This is a genomic window from Mesorhizobium sp. 10J20-29 (assembly GCF_054130485.1).
Genome location: NZ_CP199156.1, coordinates 3,780,565 through 3,794,531, shown reverse-complemented (window position 1 = coordinate 3,794,531; position 13,967 = coordinate 3,780,565). Strand labels below are relative to the sequence as shown.

General features: G+C 63.3%; 19 protein-coding genes. 1 reads left to right on the top strand and 18 read right to left on the bottom strand.

Annotated features, from left to right (window positions below; genetic code table 11):
• Window positions 1-135: 135 nt before the first annotated feature.
• From ACT2BZ_RS18130 to ACT2BZ_RS18120, 3 genes are all read right to left on the bottom strand, one after another.
• Window positions 136-588: a hypothetical protein gene (locus ACT2BZ_RS18130; protein ID WP_457936612.1), complete on the bottom strand. Its 453-nt coding sequence runs from the start codon at window positions 586-588 to the stop codon at window positions 136-138.
• A gap of 131 nt (window positions 589-719) precedes the next feature.
• Complete coding sequence (locus tag ACT2BZ_RS18125; RefSeq protein ID WP_457936610.1) at window positions 720-2,051, bottom strand: replication-associated recombination protein A; 1,332 nt, start codon at window positions 2,049-2,051, stop codon at window positions 720-722.
• A 52-nt stretch (window positions 2,052-2,103) separates the two neighbouring features.
• On the bottom strand, window positions 2,104-3,570 hold the full coding sequence (locus ACT2BZ_RS18120; protein ID WP_457936608.1) for a DegQ family serine endoprotease: 1,467 nt from the start codon (window positions 3,568-3,570) through the stop codon (window positions 2,104-2,106).
• A gap of 185 nt (window positions 3,571-3,755) precedes the next feature.
• Between ACT2BZ_RS18120 and ACT2BZ_RS18115 the strand changes: the two genes are divergently transcribed.
• Entirely contained in the window at window positions 3,756-4,925 is a 1,170-nt protein-coding gene (locus tag ACT2BZ_RS18115) for an acyltransferase family protein (protein ID WP_457936606.1), read from the top strand.
• Between the two features lie 168 nt (window positions 4,926-5,093).
• Here ACT2BZ_RS18115 and rplQ read toward each other — a convergent pair whose 3' ends face one another.
• The 15 genes from rplQ to rplX all read right to left on the bottom strand — a co-directional run bounded on the left by rplQ (window position 5,094) and on the right by rplX (window position 13,965).
• The gene (rplQ, locus tag ACT2BZ_RS18110; protein ID WP_457936604.1) at window positions 5,094-5,525 is read right to left on the bottom strand and encodes a 50S ribosomal protein L17; all 432 of its coding nucleotides are present in this window, start codon (window positions 5,523-5,525) and stop codon (window positions 5,094-5,096) included.
• 107 nt (window positions 5,526-5,632) lie between these two features.
• A complete protein-coding gene (locus ACT2BZ_RS18105) occupies window positions 5,633-6,643 on the bottom strand; it encodes a DNA-directed RNA polymerase subunit alpha (protein WP_457936602.1) in 1,011 nt (336 codons plus the stop codon).
• Window positions 6,644-6,747: 104 nt separating this feature from the next.
• Window positions 6,748-7,137 (bottom strand): 30S ribosomal protein S11, encoded by a 390-nt coding sequence (gene rpsK, locus ACT2BZ_RS18100; protein ID WP_457936600.1) that lies wholly within the window; start codon window positions 7,135-7,137, stop codon window positions 6,748-6,750.
• A 123-nt stretch (window positions 7,138-7,260) separates the two neighbouring features.
• The gene (gene rpsM / locus ACT2BZ_RS18095) at window positions 7,261-7,629 is read right to left on the bottom strand and encodes a 30S ribosomal protein S13 (protein ID WP_457936599.1); all 369 of its coding nucleotides are present in this window, start codon (window positions 7,627-7,629) and stop codon (window positions 7,261-7,263) included.
• Window positions 7,630-7,808: 179 nt separating this feature from the next.
• Window positions 7,809-8,405 (bottom strand): adenylate kinase, encoded by a 597-nt coding sequence (locus ACT2BZ_RS18090; RefSeq protein ID WP_457936598.1) that lies wholly within the window; start codon window positions 8,403-8,405, stop codon window positions 7,809-7,811.
• Window positions 8,402-9,748, bottom strand: coding sequence for a preprotein translocase subunit SecY (secY, locus tag ACT2BZ_RS18085; protein WP_457936596.1), 1,347 nt, complete (start codon window positions 9,746-9,748; stop codon window positions 8,402-8,404). Before secY ends, ACT2BZ_RS18090 begins: the two co-directional genes overlap by 4 nt.
• 132 nt (window positions 9,749-9,880) lie before the next feature.
• Window positions 9,881-10,357: a 50S ribosomal protein L15 gene (gene rplO / locus ACT2BZ_RS18080; protein WP_457936594.1), complete on the bottom strand. Its 477-nt coding sequence runs from the start codon at window positions 10,355-10,357 to the stop codon at window positions 9,881-9,883.
• A 22-nt stretch (window positions 10,358-10,379) separates the two neighbouring features.
• A complete protein-coding gene (gene rpmD / locus ACT2BZ_RS18075) occupies window positions 10,380-10,577 on the bottom strand; it encodes a 50S ribosomal protein L30 (RefSeq protein WP_457936592.1) in 198 nt (65 codons plus the stop codon).
• Between the two features lie 23 nt (window positions 10,578-10,600).
• On the bottom strand, window positions 10,601-11,164 hold the full coding sequence (gene rpsE / locus ACT2BZ_RS18070; RefSeq protein ID WP_457936591.1) for a 30S ribosomal protein S5: 564 nt from the start codon (window positions 11,162-11,164) through the stop codon (window positions 10,601-10,603).
• Between the two features lie 78 nt (window positions 11,165-11,242).
• Window positions 11,243-11,602, bottom strand: coding sequence for a 50S ribosomal protein L18 (rplR, locus tag ACT2BZ_RS18065; RefSeq protein WP_457936590.1), 360 nt, complete (start codon window positions 11,600-11,602; stop codon window positions 11,243-11,245).
• Between the two features lie 179 nt (window positions 11,603-11,781).
• Window positions 11,782-12,315: a 50S ribosomal protein L6 gene (gene rplF / locus ACT2BZ_RS18060; protein ID WP_457936589.1), complete on the bottom strand. Its 534-nt coding sequence runs from the start codon at window positions 12,313-12,315 to the stop codon at window positions 11,782-11,784.
• Window positions 12,316-12,356: 41 nt separating this feature from the next.
• Window positions 12,357-12,755, bottom strand: a complete 399-nt coding sequence (gene rpsH / locus ACT2BZ_RS18055) for a 30S ribosomal protein S8 (RefSeq protein WP_457936588.1) — start codon at window positions 12,753-12,755, stop codon at window positions 12,357-12,359.
• 12 nt (window positions 12,756-12,767) lie between these two features.
• Window positions 12,768-13,073: a 30S ribosomal protein S14 gene (rpsN, locus tag ACT2BZ_RS18050; RefSeq protein ID WP_457936587.1), complete on the bottom strand. Its 306-nt coding sequence runs from the start codon at window positions 13,071-13,073 to the stop codon at window positions 12,768-12,770.
• A gap of 27 nt (window positions 13,074-13,100) precedes the next feature.
• Window positions 13,101-13,658 carry a 50S ribosomal protein L5 gene (gene rplE / locus ACT2BZ_RS18045; protein ID WP_457936586.1) on the bottom strand — a complete coding sequence of 186 codons (558 nt, stop codon included), beginning with the start codon at window positions 13,656-13,658 and terminating at the stop codon, window positions 13,101-13,103.
• Window positions 13,651-13,965 carry a 50S ribosomal protein L24 gene (gene rplX / locus ACT2BZ_RS18040; protein ID WP_457936585.1) on the bottom strand — a complete coding sequence of 105 codons (315 nt, stop codon included), beginning with the start codon at window positions 13,963-13,965 and terminating at the stop codon, window positions 13,651-13,653. The genes rplE and rplX overlap by 8 nt, the downstream gene beginning before the upstream one ends.
• Window positions 13,966-13,967 lie beyond the last annotated feature (2 nt).

Genomic DNA, 13,967 nt, shown 5'->3' with positions numbered 1-13,967 from the left:
CAATAGCATCCGCCAAGGCTTCTTGCGAGCCACAATGCAGGAATCAGGGCAAGGATAGACAAAAGGACGCTGGCGCAGGCTCACATCTGGAGACGCGCGCCGGCGCCTGCGGCGTGGAAAGTTGAGCAGGGCCGGTCAACCTGAGGTGTCGGGCTGCGGCACCCTCTTGGTCTTTTCCACTGCACGCTTCTTCGGGATCGACGAATCTTCGCTAAGGTCAGGCCACGTGTCAGCAAGCTTTTTCGCTCGCTCGACAGCGGCGAGAGCCATGACCAGCCACAAGTCCTTGAGCGACCACTGGTTGCGGTGTCTGTTGCCACGCACCTTCTGGAAATAGTCCGACACCAGGAACTGCGGCAAACTCATGCTGGCCTTGGCGTGATTGCATGCCCTGCAGCTTGGGATGGTGACCGATCCGCCATTGTGAGCCAACGGGATCACATGATCTTCCGTAGCGCCGGTTGGCGCTGTCGCATGGCCAGACGATTGGCGCATCTTGATCCCGCAATAGGCGCACCAGTGGCGACGCTCGTCCTGCCACCAGTCTCCAGTCCGTTGTTTCAAAAGCGCAATCGGTTCAGCGGCCACTCTCGTGCACCCCCTTGTGATGGCGACCGAGAGTTGCAGAAAATTCTTCGAATTCGCCTAATCGTGCCGCGAGAATTGTCAGCTTTTGCAGCGACCGGCATCTGTGCCGACAGCGCCGCGCCGGTCCGACATCAGCCCCTGCCGCTCCGCTCGCGCCTGATCTTCGCCCAGAAATCGAGCCGCTTGCGGATATCGCGCTCGAAGCCGCGCTCGGGCGGGTCATAGAAGGTCTGGCGGCCCATCTTCTCTGGAAAATAGTCCTGGCCGGAAAAGGCATCCGGCTGGTCGTGGTCGTAGAGATAGCCCTCGCCGTAGCTCTCATCCTTCATCAGCTTGGTCGGCGCGTTGAGGATGTGCTTTGGCGGCAGCAGCGAGCCGTTTTCCTTGGCGGCGCGCATGGCGCTCTTGTAGGCGGTGTAGACGGCATTCGATTTCGGCGCGGTCGCCAGATAGACGGTCGCCTCGGCAAAGGCCAGTTCGCCCTCCGGCGAGCCGAGATAGTCGTAAGCGTCCTTGGCGGCATTGGCGATCACCAGCGCCTGCGGATCGGCCAGGCCGATATCCTCCATCGCCATGCGCACCAGCCGGCGACCGAGATAGAGCGGGTTTTCCCCGGCGTCGAGCATACGGGCGAGATAATAGAGCGCGGCGTCCGGGTCCGAGCCGCGCACCGCCTTGTGGAGGGCCGAAATCAGGTTGTAGTGGCCGTCCTGGCCCTTGTCGTAGATCGGCGCGCGGCGCTGCACGATCTCCTGCAGGGCCTTGGCGTCGAATGTTTCGCCCGGCCGTGCCGCCCGCCATACCTCCTCGGCCAGCGTCAGCGTCGCGCGGCCGTCGCCATCGGCCATGCCGAGCAGCATCGCCCTCGCCTGCTCGTCGAGCGGCAGGCTCTTGCCCTCGACCTCCTCGGCCCGGCCAAGCAGCCGCTCCAGGCTTTCCTGGCCGAGCGAGCGGAACGTCATCACGCGGGCGCGCGACAGAAGGGCGGCGTTCAGCTCGAAGGACGGGTTTTCGGTCGTGGCGCCGACCAGCACCACCGTGCCGTCTTCCATCACCGGCAGGAAACTGTCCTGCTGGGTGCGGTTGAAGCGGTGGATCTCGTCAACGAACAAAAGCGTCTGGCGGCCATTGGCGCGGCGCAGTTTGGCGCTCTCGAACACCTTCTTCAGGTCCGCGACACCCGAAAACACCGCAGATATCTGCTCGAAGGCAAGGCTGGTCTCGCCAGCCAGCAGCCGCGCGACCGTCGTCTTGCCCGTTCCCGGCGGTCCCCAGAAGATCATCGAGCCCAACGAGCCCGAGCGGATCAGCCGCGTCAGCGCGCCGTCCTCGCCGGTCAGGTGCTCCTGCCCGACCACTTCGCCGAGCGTCTTGGGCCGCAGCCGTTCGGCAAGAGGCGCGCCGGCAGAGGGCTGGCCGGAAGGCTTGTCTGGTGGTGCGTCGGAACCGAAGAGGTCGGTCATCAGCGCGCCCCGCTGTCGCCTGCGCGGCCTTGCGGCCTATGCAAGTCGCCGCTCAATAGCGCAGCATCTGGCGCAGCAGCTTGCCGTCGCGCTCGACGGTGAAGCGCCACCAGCGCGACGGCGCCTCGGCCATCTGGCGCAGCTTGTCGGGCGTATCGATCTCCTCGCCGTTGATCTCGCGCACGATGTCGGAGGGCCGCAGGCCGACACCGGCGGCCGGCGAACCCTTGGCTACCTCGACGATGCTCACGCCGGAAGTGTCGGAGCGCAGGCCGAGCCGCTGGGCCAGGCGTGGCGACAGCACGGCCACCTTGGCGCCGGCGAAGGGGCTGCGGCCGGCGATCGTCAGTTCCACGCCGCTCTCGCCTTCCGGCGCGCGGATCAGTTCGACCTCGACCTTGCGTTCGTCGCCATTGCTCAGGATCTCGAACTCGGCAGCCGAGCCGATGTCCTGGGTGGCCAGCCGATAGCCGAGCGCGTCGACGTGTTCGATGGCCGCGCCGTTCAGCGCCAGCACAACGTCGCCGGGCTTCAGGCCGGCCTTGTCGGAAGGGCCGTCGGGCGTCACCGAGGAGACGAGCGCGCCGGACGGGCGCGACATGCCGAGCGACTCGGCGATCTGCGCGGTCACCGGCTCAAACTCGGCGCCGACATAGGGGCGCTCGAAGAAGTCGCTGCCGCCTTCCGCTGCCTTGGCGACAGCGCGCACCATGTTGGAGGGAATGGCGAAGCCGATGCCTATCGAGCCGCCGCTGCGGCTGAAGATGGCCGTGTTGATGCCGACCAGCTGGCCGGCCATGTTGATCAGCGCACCGCCCGAATTGCCCGGGTTGATGGCAGCGTCGGTCTGGATGAAGAAGCCGAAATCGGACACGCCGACATGGCTGCGCGCCAGCGCCGAGACGATGCCGCTGGTGGTCGTCTGGCCGACGCCGAACGGATTGCCGATCGCCAGGACAAGGTCACCGGTCATCAGCGCATCGGAATCGCCGAACGGCACGACCGGAAACGGCTCCGGCGAATCGATCTTCAGAATGGCGAGGTCGAGCGATTCGTCCTTCAGGAGGACCTTGCTGGCAAACTCGCGGCCGTCGGCAAGCGCCACCTTCACTTCGTCGGCACCGCGCACGACGTGGAAGTTGGTGACGACGACGCCGCTCGGATCGACCAGCACGCCCGACCCCAGCGAATTCTGCGCCCGGCGCTTCATCTGACGGCCGAAGAACTGCTCGAAGAAGGGATCGCCCTCGAAGGGCGAGCGTGCCTGCTGCGCCTTCTTGGTGGCGTAGACGTTGACGACGGCGGGCGCCGTCTGCTGCACCAGCGGCGCGAAGGAAAGCTGCATGTCCTCGCGGCCGAAGGGCACGCGTCGCTCCGGGCCGCTTGCCGGGTCCTCTGTGCCCCGCAGCAGATCGGACAGCACGTCCGTCAGCCCCTCGCCTTCCTGGGCGAAGCCGGTTGCGGGTGCGCCAACGAGCCATAGTCCCAGGATAACAAGAGCCAAGCGTGTCGCGCGCATTGCGAATCCCTTCAATGTGGGTGAACCGATGCCATTTTCACGATGAATGTGCAAAATCAATGGCCCGCCGCCGCCTGCCACGCGGGGCGGCCTGCAGCATTAACCTTTTGGTAGGAATTAACTTCTCCGGCAAGGGAGTGGTGGTAGATATCCTGCTTATACAGCCATTCGCATCGGACAAGGCCATGAGCGAGTTCGCGTCGGTTCAGGAAGACGGCCCGGTTGCTCTGCGTGACGCCGCTCGCCCGGAAGCCGGGCTGGCAAAGCCGGCGCGCGAGCGCATCGCTTATATCGAGTATTTCCGCGCCGTGGCGATCCTGCTGATCGTCTGCGGCCACAGCTACGCGGTGTCGTGGACGCATTTCGTCGACGAGGATCCGCAGGCCCGCGTCACCTGGCTGAATGTCATTCCGGCGCTGATCACCGGCGGCACGGCCTATTTCGTCTTCATCTCGGGCTATCTCTATCGCCAGGTTTTCTATGGCCGAACCTCCTATGGCGCGTTCATGCAGAAGAAGGCGCTCTATGTCGGGCTGCCCTACCTGATCCTCGCCACGCCGCTTGCCATCGCCGAGATGTCGCTCGGCCACTTTTCGGTGACGGCGGTGAAGGACGGCGTCGCCTACAGCGCTAGCTATTTCGTCGATTTCATCGTGCTGTTCTCGACCGGGCGCATGGTCACCGCCTACTGGTACATCCCCTTCATCTTCCTGGTGTTCCTCGCCACACCGCTGTTCGACCGATTCATCGAACTGAGCCGCGGCCGCCGTGCTGCCGTGCTGGCGCTCTCGGTCGGCGTGGCGCTCTGGGTCGTGCGCCCGGCCGACAACCTCAACCCGGTCCAGTGCTTCTTCTATTTCGCCAATTTCTACCTCTTCGGCATCCTGTTCTGCGAGTACCGCAAGCCGGCAATGGCCGTGCTCACCCGCCCCGCCGTCATTGCCGCACTCGGCGTGCTGCTCCTCGCCATCGGCCTATCGCAGGCGCTTGTTCTCCAGGACCCTGGCAACCTCGAGCGCTTCCCCGGCCAGGGCTGGGGACCGGTCGGGTTCGACGTCATGCTGTTCCAGAAATATGTCGGCATCGCGCTCTTGTGCGGCGTGCTTGCCCACACAGCCGGCTGGCTGCAGCGACCGCTGAGCTTCATCGCCGACCACAGCTTCGGCCTGTTCTTCACGCATGGCATCGTTCTCGCCGTGCTGATGCGGCTGCCCGAACCCCTGTCGCCGCATATCGGCGTGCCGATGGCCGACCTCGCTCTCTACAGCGCCGTCGTCATAGCCGTCAGCCTGGCCATAGTGGTGCTGGTGAAACAGGCGACCGGCCGATACAGCCGCTACATCATCGGCTGCTGAGGCCACACAGGTTCTGCCCGGCAGCCGGCAGCATCGTATCGCCTGGACTTCATGGCCTGCGGCAACGCTCGGCTTCGGCGCGACCGCTGACGCGGCCCATTCCACCAAAAACCACGCAAATAAAAAGGGGGCCGAAGCCCCCTTGGAAAAATGGATGATGCCGAAAGCTTATGCAGCCTCGGTCTCGCCGTTGGCATCCTCGGCTTCGAGGCGGGCGCGGTCGCCTGCGCCCTTGGCCGCGGTGTCGCGGTCGACGAACTCGATCACGGCCATCGCCGCATTGTCACCGGGGCGGAAACCCGCCTTCATGATGCGCAGGTAGCCACCGTTGCGGGTGGCGTAGCGCGGTGCGATCGTTTCGAACAGGCGCTTGACGACGCCCTCGTTGCCGATCTGCGCGATCACCTGGCGGCGGGCGTGCAGGTCGCCGCGCTTGCCCAGCGTGACGAGCTTCTCGACGATCGGACGCAGGTCCTTCGCCTTGGGCAGCGTGGTGACGATCTGTTCATGCTCGATCAGCGAAACCGCGAGGTTGGCAAACATCGACTTGCGGTGACTTACACTGCGGGCAAAACGGCGGCCTTTGAAACCGTGGCGCATGGCTCTTATCCTTCTTCAGTTGTTCAAGAGGCCACGGCCTCTGATGGTTTTCCGCATGGCCGTCGGACCGGGTACCCCGGTCCTTGGCACCATGCTCTAGTCAGGCTTTAGTACTGGTCTTCGTAACGCTTGGCGAGATCTTCGATGTTCTCCGGCGGCCAGTCGGCAACTTCCATGCCGAGGTGCAGGCCCATTGCCGCGAGCACTTCCTTGATCTCGTTCAGCGACTTGCGTCCGAAGTTCGGGGTGCGCAGCATCTCTGCTTCCGTCTTCTGGATCAGGTCGCCGATGTAGACGATGTTGTCGTTCTTCAGGCAGTTGGCCGAACGCACCGAAAGCTCGAGTTCGTCGACCTTCTTGAGCAGCGCCGGGTTGAATGCCAATTCGGTAACCGCCTCGGTGGCGACTTCCTTCTGCGGCTCGTCGAAGTTGACGAACAGGCCGAGCTGGTCCTGCAGGATGCGCGCGGCAAATGCCACGGCGTCTTCGCCGGTGACCGAGCCGTTGGTCTCGATGGTCATGGTCAGCTTGTCATAGTCGAGAACCTGGCCCTCGCGGGTGTTCTCGACCTTGTAGGAGACCTTCTTGACCGGCGAGTAGAGGCTGTCGACCGGGATGAGCCCGATCGGCGCGTCTTCGGCGCGGTTGCGGTCGGCCGGTACGTAGCCCTTGCCGCTGTCGACGGTGAATTCCATGCGGATCTCGGCGCCCTCGTCCAGCGTGCAGATCACGTGGTCGGGGTTGAGGATCTCGACGTCGCCCACGGTCTGGATGTCGCCGGCCAGCACGGCGCCCGGGCCCTGCTTGCGCACGACCATGCGCTTGGGTCCGTCGCCTTCCATGCGGATGGCGATTTCCTTGACGTTGAGCACGATGTCGGTGACGTCCTCGCGCACACCGGCGATCGAGGAGAACTCATGCAGCACGCCGTCGATCTGCACCGCCGTCACGGCAGCGCCGCGCAGCGAGGACAGAAGCACGCGGCGCAGCGCGTTGCCGAGAGTGAGGCCGAAGCCGCGCTCGAGCGGCTCGGCGACGAGCGTCGTCAGGGTCTTGTTTTTGGAGGAGAACTCGATCTTGTTCGGCTTGATCAGTTCCTGCCAGTTTTTCTGGATCATTTGGACTTCCTTCCGTTGGCCCACCACCATCCAATCGTGGCGGGCGACATGGAAAGCCGTGGAGGAGCGCAGATGCGCTCGCGCGGCTGTTCGAAACGTATTGGTTAGACGCGGCGCTTCTTGCGCGGGCGGCAACCATTGTGCGGGATCGGCGTGACGTCACGGATCGAGGTGATCGTGAAGCCGCCGGCCTGCAGGGCGCGCAGCGCCGACTCGCGGCCGGAGCCGGGTCCGCAAACCTCGACCTCGAGCATGCGCATGCCGTGCTCCTGGGCCTTCTTGCAGACATCCTCGGCAGCCATCTGGGCGGCGAAGGGGGTCGACTTGCGCGAGCCCTTGAAGCCCTGCGAACCGGCCGACGACCAGGCAATGGTGTTGCCCTGCGCGTCGGTGATGGTGATCATCGTGTTGTTGAAGGTCGAGCTGACATGAGCGACGCCCGACGAAATGTTCTTGCGCTCGCGGCGACGAACGCGTGTGGCTTCCTTGGCCATGATAGTCCTTTCAGTTGATCTCTACACCGCCGTAATGCCAGCGGCTCCACCGGAGAACGGGAAACGGTAAAATGGCGAATGGGCAGATTGCCATTCACCATTCACCGCCGACCATTCGCCAAATTACTTCTTCTTGCCTGCGATCGCCTTCGCCGGACCCTTACGGGTGCGGGCGTTGGTGTGCGTGCGCTGGCCGCGAACCGGCAGCGAGCGACGATGGCGCAGGCCACGGTAGCAGCCAAGGTCCATCAGGCGCTTGATGTTCATCGAGGTCTCACGGCGCAGGTCGCCCTCGACCTGGTAGTCGCGGTCGATCGCTTCGCGGATCTGCAGGACTTCGGCGTCGGTCAGCTGGTTGACGCGACGGTCCGCCGGGATGCCGACCTTGTCGACGATTTCCTGGGCGAAGCGCTTGCCGATGCCGTGAATGTACTGGAGCGCGATGACGACGCGCTTGTTGGTCGGAATATTGACGCCTGCTATGCGGGCCATTTCATTCTCCATGTAGGCCGGTCTTGCCGGCAGTTGTTATTGACCCGCGTCCGGTGGAGGCCGGCCCTTGCGGGTATTCCAAGTCAATTAGGCCGCCCGTCCTCTAGGACCTGGCAGCCTCACGTGATCTGGAGATGCGCCGCTATAGTCCAGCGCCGCATGTCCGTCAACACTGGGTCTCAGCTTTTCTTGGCGGTCTTCTCCAGCACCGCTGCGATCTGCTTCGTCACCTCGTCCATGCTGGCCATGCCGTCGACGCCCTGAAGCAGTCCCTTGGCATAGTAGTAGCCGATCAGCGGTGCCGTCTTCTTGTAGTATTCGCGCAGCCGCTCGTCGAAGACCTCGGCATTGTCGTCCTTGCGCACCGGCTCGCCGGCGGCCTTGGCCTCCTCGGCGCGCTTCAGGATGCGACCGACCAGCGCCTTGTCGTCGACGACCAGTTCGATGACGACGTCAAGCTCTATGCCACGGTCGGCCAGCATCTCGCCGACCGAGTCGGCCTGCTGCAGCGTGCGCGGATAGCCGTCGAGGATGAACCCGTTGGCGCAGTCGGCCTGATCGATGCGCTCGGCAACGATGGCGTTGACGATCGCGTCAGAGACGAGCTCGCCCGCATCCATCACCGCCTTGGCGCGCTTGCCGACTTCCGTCTCCGCCTTGACCGCGGCGCGCAGCATGTCTCCGGTGGAGAGCTGCGGAATGCCGTGGGTTTCTACCAGTCTCTGTGCTTGCGTCCCCTTGCCCGCCCCTGGCGGCCCAAGCAAAATCAATCTCATTTTCCCCTCTTGCCCCCGCGTAGCTTCGACTTCTTGATCAGTCCTTCATACTGGTGAGCAATCAGGTGCCCCTGAATCTGCGCAACGGTATCAAGCGTAACACTGACCACGATCAGAAGCGAAGTACCACCGAGGTAGAAGGGTACGCCAGTCGCCGAGATCAGGAACTCGGGCAGCAGGCAGACCAGCACCAGGTAGACGGCGCCGATGACGGTGATGCGGGTGAGCACGTAGTCGATGTATTCGGCAGTGCGCTCGCCCGGACGGTAGCCCGGAATAAAGCCGGAATGCTTCTTCAGCTGGTCAGCCGTGTCCGTCGGATTGAACACGATCGCCGTGTAGAAGAAGGCGAAGAAGGCGATCATGGCGGCATAGAAGGCCATGTAGAGCGGCTGGCCGTGGCCGAGGGCGGCCAGTATGGCGTTGGCCCAGTTCGGCAGCGTCGTCGAGCCGGTGGTCGAGAAGCCGGCGATGGTGGCCGGCAGGAGCAGCAGCGACGATGCGAAGATCGGAGGGATGACGCCGGCCGTGTTGAGCTTCAGCGGCAGATGCGAGGTGTCGCCCTGGAACATGCGGTTGCCGACCTGGCGCTTCGGATACTGGATCAGCAGGCGGCGCTGGGCGCGCTCGAAGAAGACGATCAGGCCGATGACGACCACCGCCAGGACCATGATCGCGAGGATCAGGCCGGTCGACAACGCGCCGGTGCGGCCGAGCTCCAGCGTACCACCGATGGCGCTGGGCAGGCCGGCGACGATGCCGGAGAAGATGATCAGCGAGATGCCGTTGCCGATGCCGCGCGCGGTGATCTGCTCGCCGAGCCACATCAGGAACATGGTGCCGCCGACCAGCGTGATGACGCAGGAGATCCGGAAGAACATGCCGGGATCGGCGACGATGCCGGTGCCCGATTCGAGACCGACGGAGATGCCGTAGGCCTGCACGACGCCAAGCAGCACCGTGCCGTAGCGGGTGTACTGGTTGATGACCTTGCGGCCCTGCTCGCCTTCCTTCTTCAGCTGCTCGAGCGACGGAATGACCGACGTCATGAGCTGCATGATGATGGAGGCGGAAATGTAGGGCATGATGCCCAGCGCGAAGATCGCCATGCGCTCGACGGCGCCGCCGGCAAACATGTTGAACATGCCGAGCACGCCGCCGGACTGCTGCTGGAAGGCCTGGGCGAAAGCGTCTGGATTGATACCGGGAAGCGGGATGTAGGTGCCGAGCCGGTAGACGAGCAGCGCCCCCAGTGTGAACCAGATACGCTTCTTCAGATCCTCGGCCTTGGCGAAGGCTGCGAAATTCAGATTGGATGCAAGTTGTTCAGCAGCCGATGCCATGCAAAATTCTCCGCTTCGTCACGCTGGAATGGGCCCGGAGGGGCGGCGCGTGTCGCCGAAGCCACGAGATAAGCTTCGGGCCGCAAAGTTGCAAGCGGCGGCCATCCCCGACCGCCGCTTGAACGAAGCCCGTTATTCGGTTGCTTCTGCCTTGGCAGGCAGCTTAACCGATCCCCCGGCCTTCTCGACCTTTTCAATTGCCGACTTGGAAGCGCCGGCAATGTCGAATGTCACTTTCGCCTTCAAGTCGCCGTCGGCGAGCAGGCGCACGCCGTCCTTGGCGCGGCGGATGACGCCGGCCTTGATCAGCGCCTCGGCGTTCACCGTCTCCTTGGCGTCGAGCTTCTTGGCGTCGATCGCGGTCTGAACACGACCGATCGAAACGGTGTTGTAGCTCTTGGCGAAGATGTTGTTGAAGCCGCGCTTGGGCAGACGACGATAAAGCGGCATCTGGCCGCCCTCGAAGCCGTTCACGGCGACGCCCGAACGAGACTTCTGTCCCTTGACGCCACGGCCGCCGGTCTTGCCGGTGCCCGAACCGATGCCACGGCCGACGCGCTTCTTGGAGTGCGTTGCGCCTTCGTTGTCACGCAGGTCGTTGAGTTTCATGATATTTCTCCCGCGTTCCGGCTTACGCCTCGTCCACGACGCGGACGAGGTGCTGCACGGCAGCGATCATGCCGCGAACCGAAGGCGTATCCTCCAGGGTGCGGCGGCGGTGCATCTTGTTCAGGCCGAGACCAACCAGCGTCGCGCGCTGTTCCTTGGGACGGCGGATCGGGCTGCCGATCTGCTCGACGGTCACGGTCTTGGTAACTTTCTTTGCCATGGTACTGATCCCTCTGGCGTCGACTATTCTTCGGCCGCAACCGCGGTACCGCGGCGTGCCTGAAGGGTCGAGTACTTGATGCCGCGCTGTGCCGCAACATCCTTGGGATGCATCTGGCTCTTCAGCGCATCGAATGTCGCACGCACCATGTTGTACGGGTTCGAGGAACCCATCGACTTGGCGACGACGTCATGCATGCCGAGCGTCTCGAAGACGGCGCGCATCGGGCCACCGGCGATGATGCCGGTACCGGCCTTGGCGGCGCGCAGCAGAACCTTGCCGGCACCGTGGCGTCCCTCGACGTCGTGATGCAGCGTGCGGCCCGAACGCAGCGGCACGAAGATCAGGTCGCGCTTGGCGGATTCGGTCGCCTTGCGGATCGCCTCAGGCACTTCGCGCGCCTTGCCGTGACCAAAGCCGACGCGGCCCTTCTGGTCGCCGACGACGACGAGTGCTGCAAAGCCGAAGCGACGGCCGCCCTTGACGACCTTTGCAACGCGGTTGATGTGAACGAGCTTGTCGACGAATTCGCTGTCGCGCTCTTCGCGGTCGCGGCCACGGCCGCCGTCCCTGCGTTCTTGTGCCATATCCTGTTCCTTATTTTTTTCCGGAAGCACGGTTGTTGATGATATCCGGCACCTCTGTGGGTCACCGGGAGCGAAAAACTAGAAGGTGAGGCCTGCCTCACGTGCAGCTTCGGCAAGCGCCTTGACGCGGCCGTGATAGATGTAGGGTCCGCGATCGAACACGACATCCTTCACGCCTGCCTTGACGGCGCGCTCGGCGATCAGCTTGCCGACAGCGGCAGCAGCCGCAACGTCGGCACCGGTCTTGACCGAACCCTTGACGTCCTTCTCCAGGGTCGAGGCCGAAGCGACGGTGTGACCCTTGGAGTCGTCGATGATCTGCGCGTGAATGTTCTTCGACGAGCGGAAGACCGACAGGCGCAGGCGATCGCCCGAAACCTTCTTGATCTGGCGGCGGACGCGCTGGGCGCGGCGCTGGGTGGATTCCTTGGCAGCCATTTTATTCGTTCCTTGCCTTCATCTGACGGACGCTGCCCTGTGCGGTAGGCCCTGAAGGCCTCCCGCGGCAACATTCCGCGGCGTTTCGATACGGTAGATGGCGAATGGTGAATGGAAAGAGGTCTGAACCGGCAACCTGCCCTGCCCTCTTGCCATTCACCATCCACCAACCACCAGAACTACTTCTTCTTGCCTTCCTTGCGGACGATCTTCTCGCCTGCGTACTTCACGCCCTTGCCCTTGTAGGGCTCCGGCGGCCGGTATTCGCGGATCTCGGCGGCCACCTGGCCAACCTGCTGCTTGTCGATGCCGGTCACCGAGATTTCGGTCGGCTTCGGAACAGTGATCGTGATTCCCTGCGGCGTCTCATAGACGACTTCGTGGCTGAAGCCGAGAGAAAGCTGGAGGTTCTTGCCCTGCAGGGCGGCGCGATAGCCGACGCCGTTGATCTCGAGCTTCTTTTCGAAGCCGTCCTTCACACCCTGGATGATGTTTTCGATCTGGGTCCGCGACATGCCCCACTTGGAGCGGGCAACCTTAGACTGGTCGCGCGGCTGAACGGCGATCTCGCCGTTCTCGAGCTTGACCAGCACTTCTTCGTTGACCACGAACTTCAGTTCGCCCTTCGGGCCCTTGGCCGTGACGGTCTGGCCGTCGACGGTCGCGGTCACACCCTGCGGCAGGGCAACTGGTTTCTTGCCAATACGAGACATTTTGTTGTCCTCGTTACTCTTCTTGTTTCAGGCCTGCCGGATCAGAAAATCTGGCAGAGGATTTCGCCGCCGACATTCTGCTCGCGAGCATCATGGTCGGCCATGACGCCCTTCGGCGTCGAAAGGATGGCGATACCGAGGCCGTTGGCGACATGCGGGATCGACTTTGCCGAGACGTAAACGCGGCGGCCGGGCTTCGAGACGCGGGCGATTTCACGGATCACCGGGGTGCCGTCGAAATACTTCAGCTCGATGTTGATCTCGGACTTGCCGTTATCGAAATCGGTCTGGCTGTAGTCGCGGATATAGCCTTCAGCCTTCAGCACGTCGAGGACGCGGGCGCGCAGCCTGGAAGCCGGAGTCGACACGGTGGTCTTCTTGCGGCCGTAGGCGTTGCGGATGCGGGTCAGCATATCGCCGAGAGGATCACTCAATGACATCGTATGTCCTCCTTACCAGCTGGACTTGACGAGACCGGGAATGGCCCCGGAATTGCCGAGGTCACGCAGCGCGATGCGCGACATGCCGAGCTTGCGATAGACGGCGCGCGGACGGCCGGTGATCAGGCAGCGGTTGCGGATGCGAACCTTGGCGCCGTTGCGCGGCATCGCGGCCAGCTTGAGCTGGGCGCGGAAGCGCTCTTCCAGCGGCTGCGACTGATCCATGATCAAATCCTTCAGCGCCTTGCGCTTGTCGGCATGCTGCGCGACGAGCTGCCGGCGCTTCTTGTTCTTCTCGACTGAGCTGGTCTTTGCCATTTCAGATTTTTCCTTTTCTCGCTGCCGTTACTGGCGGAAGGGGAAGTTGAAAGCCTTGAGCAGTGCCCGGGCCTCGTCGTCCGTTTCCGCAGTCGTACAAACGATGATGTCCATGCCCCAGATCTGATCAACCTTGTCGTAGTTGATCTCCGGAAACACGATGTGTTCCTTGATGCCCATGGCGTAGTTGCCACGACCATCGAAGCTCTTCGGGTTCAGGCCGCGAAAGTCGCGAACGCGCGGCAGCGCGATCGTCACCAGGCGATCCAGGAACTCGTACATGCGCTCCTTGCGAAGCGTAACCTTGGCGCCGATCGGCATCTTCTCGCGGACCTTGAAGCCGGCGATCGAATTGCGCGCATGGGTCACCACGGCCTTCTGGCCGGCGATGAGCGCCAGATCCTCGGCCGCAATCGACGGCTTCTTGGAATCGGCGGTTGCTTCGCCAACGCCCATGTTCAGCACGACCTTGTCGAGACGCGGAACCTGCATCTCGTTATCGTATTTGAACTGTTCAAGCAGCGCCTTGCGAATGGTCTCGTTATAGACCTGCTTGAGGCGCGGCTGATAAGTTGCCTTAGCCATTGATGACTTCTCCCGAGCGCTTGGCGACGCGCACCTTGGTGCCGTCCTTCTGGGTCTGGAAACCGACGCGGGTCGGCTTGCCATCCTTGGGATCGGCGAGCGCGAGGTTCGACAGGTGAATCGGCGCTTCCTTGGTGATGATCCCGCCCTCTTGGGACTGGGACTGCTTCTGGTGGCGGCGAACCTGGTTTATGCCGCTGACGACAGCCTTGTCGTCCTTAGGCATGACGCGCAGCACTTCACCGGTGCGGCCCTTGTCCTTGCCGGCCAGAACAACAACGTTGTCGCCTTTTTTGATCTTCTGCATTG

Excerpts from the sequence above, each read along its gene's own strand:
- ACT2BZ_RS18105 (WP_457936602.1), bottom strand. The coding sequence starts at position 6,643 with ATGATCCAGAAAAACTGGCAGGAACTGATCAAGCCGAACAAGATCGAG.
- rplX (WP_457936585.1), bottom strand. The coding sequence starts at position 13,965 with ATGCAGAAGATCAAAAAAGGCGACAACGTTGTTGTTCTGGCCGGCAAG.
- ACT2BZ_RS18090 (WP_457936598.1), bottom strand. The coding sequence starts at position 8,405 with ATGAGATTGATTTTGCTTGGGCCGCCAGGGGCGGGCAAGGGGACGCAA.
- rpsK (WP_457936600.1), bottom strand. The coding sequence starts at position 7,137 with ATGGCCAAGGAAGCCACACGCGTTCGTCGCCGCGAGCGCAAGAACATT.
- rpmD (WP_457936592.1), bottom strand. The coding sequence starts at position 10,577 with ATGGCAAAGAAAGTTACCAAGACCGTGACCGTCGAGCAGATCGGCAGC.
- rplR (WP_457936590.1), bottom strand. The coding sequence starts at position 11,602 with ATGGCTGCCAAGGAATCCACCCAGCGCCGCGCCCAGCGCGTCCGCCGC.
- rpsE (WP_457936591.1), bottom strand. The coding sequence starts at position 11,164 with ATGGCACAAGAACGCAGGGACGGCGGCCGTGGCCGCGACCGCGAAGAG.
- rpsH (WP_457936588.1), bottom strand. The coding sequence starts at position 12,755 with ATGTCATTGAGTGATCCTCTCGGCGATATGCTGACCCGCATCCGCAAC.
- ACT2BZ_RS18115 (WP_457936606.1), top strand. The coding sequence starts at position 3,756 with ATGAGCGAGTTCGCGTCGGTTCAGGAAGACGGCCCGGTTGCTCTGCGT.
- secY (WP_457936596.1), bottom strand. The coding sequence starts at position 9,748 with ATGGCATCGGCTGCTGAACAACTTGCATCCAATCTGAATTTCGCAGCC.
- rpsN (WP_457936587.1), bottom strand. The coding sequence starts at position 13,073 with ATGGCAAAGACCAGCTCAGTCGAGAAGAACAAGAAGCGCCGGCAGCTC.
- rplO (WP_457936594.1), bottom strand. The coding sequence starts at position 10,357 with ATGAAACTCAACGACCTGCGTGACAACGAAGGCGCAACGCACTCCAAG.
- rplF (WP_457936589.1), bottom strand. The coding sequence starts at position 12,315 with ATGTCTCGTATTGGCAAGAAACCAGTTGCCCTGCCGCAGGGTGTGACC.
- rplQ (WP_457936604.1), bottom strand. The coding sequence starts at position 5,525 with ATGCGCCACGGTTTCAAAGGCCGCCGTTTTGCCCGCAGTGTAAGTCAC.
- ACT2BZ_RS18120 (WP_457936608.1), bottom strand. The coding sequence starts at position 3,570 with ATGCGCGCGACACGCTTGGCTCTTGTTATCCTGGGACTATGGCTCGTT.
- rpsM (WP_457936599.1), bottom strand. The coding sequence starts at position 7,629 with ATGGCCCGCATAGCAGGCGTCAATATTCCGACCAACAAGCGCGTCGTC.
- ACT2BZ_RS18125 (WP_457936610.1), bottom strand. The coding sequence starts at position 2,051 with ATGACCGACCTCTTCGGTTCCGACGCACCACCAGACAAGCCTTCCGGC.
- rplE (WP_457936586.1), bottom strand. The coding sequence starts at position 13,658 with ATGGCTAAGGCAACTTATCAGCCGCGCCTCAAGCAGGTCTATAACGAG.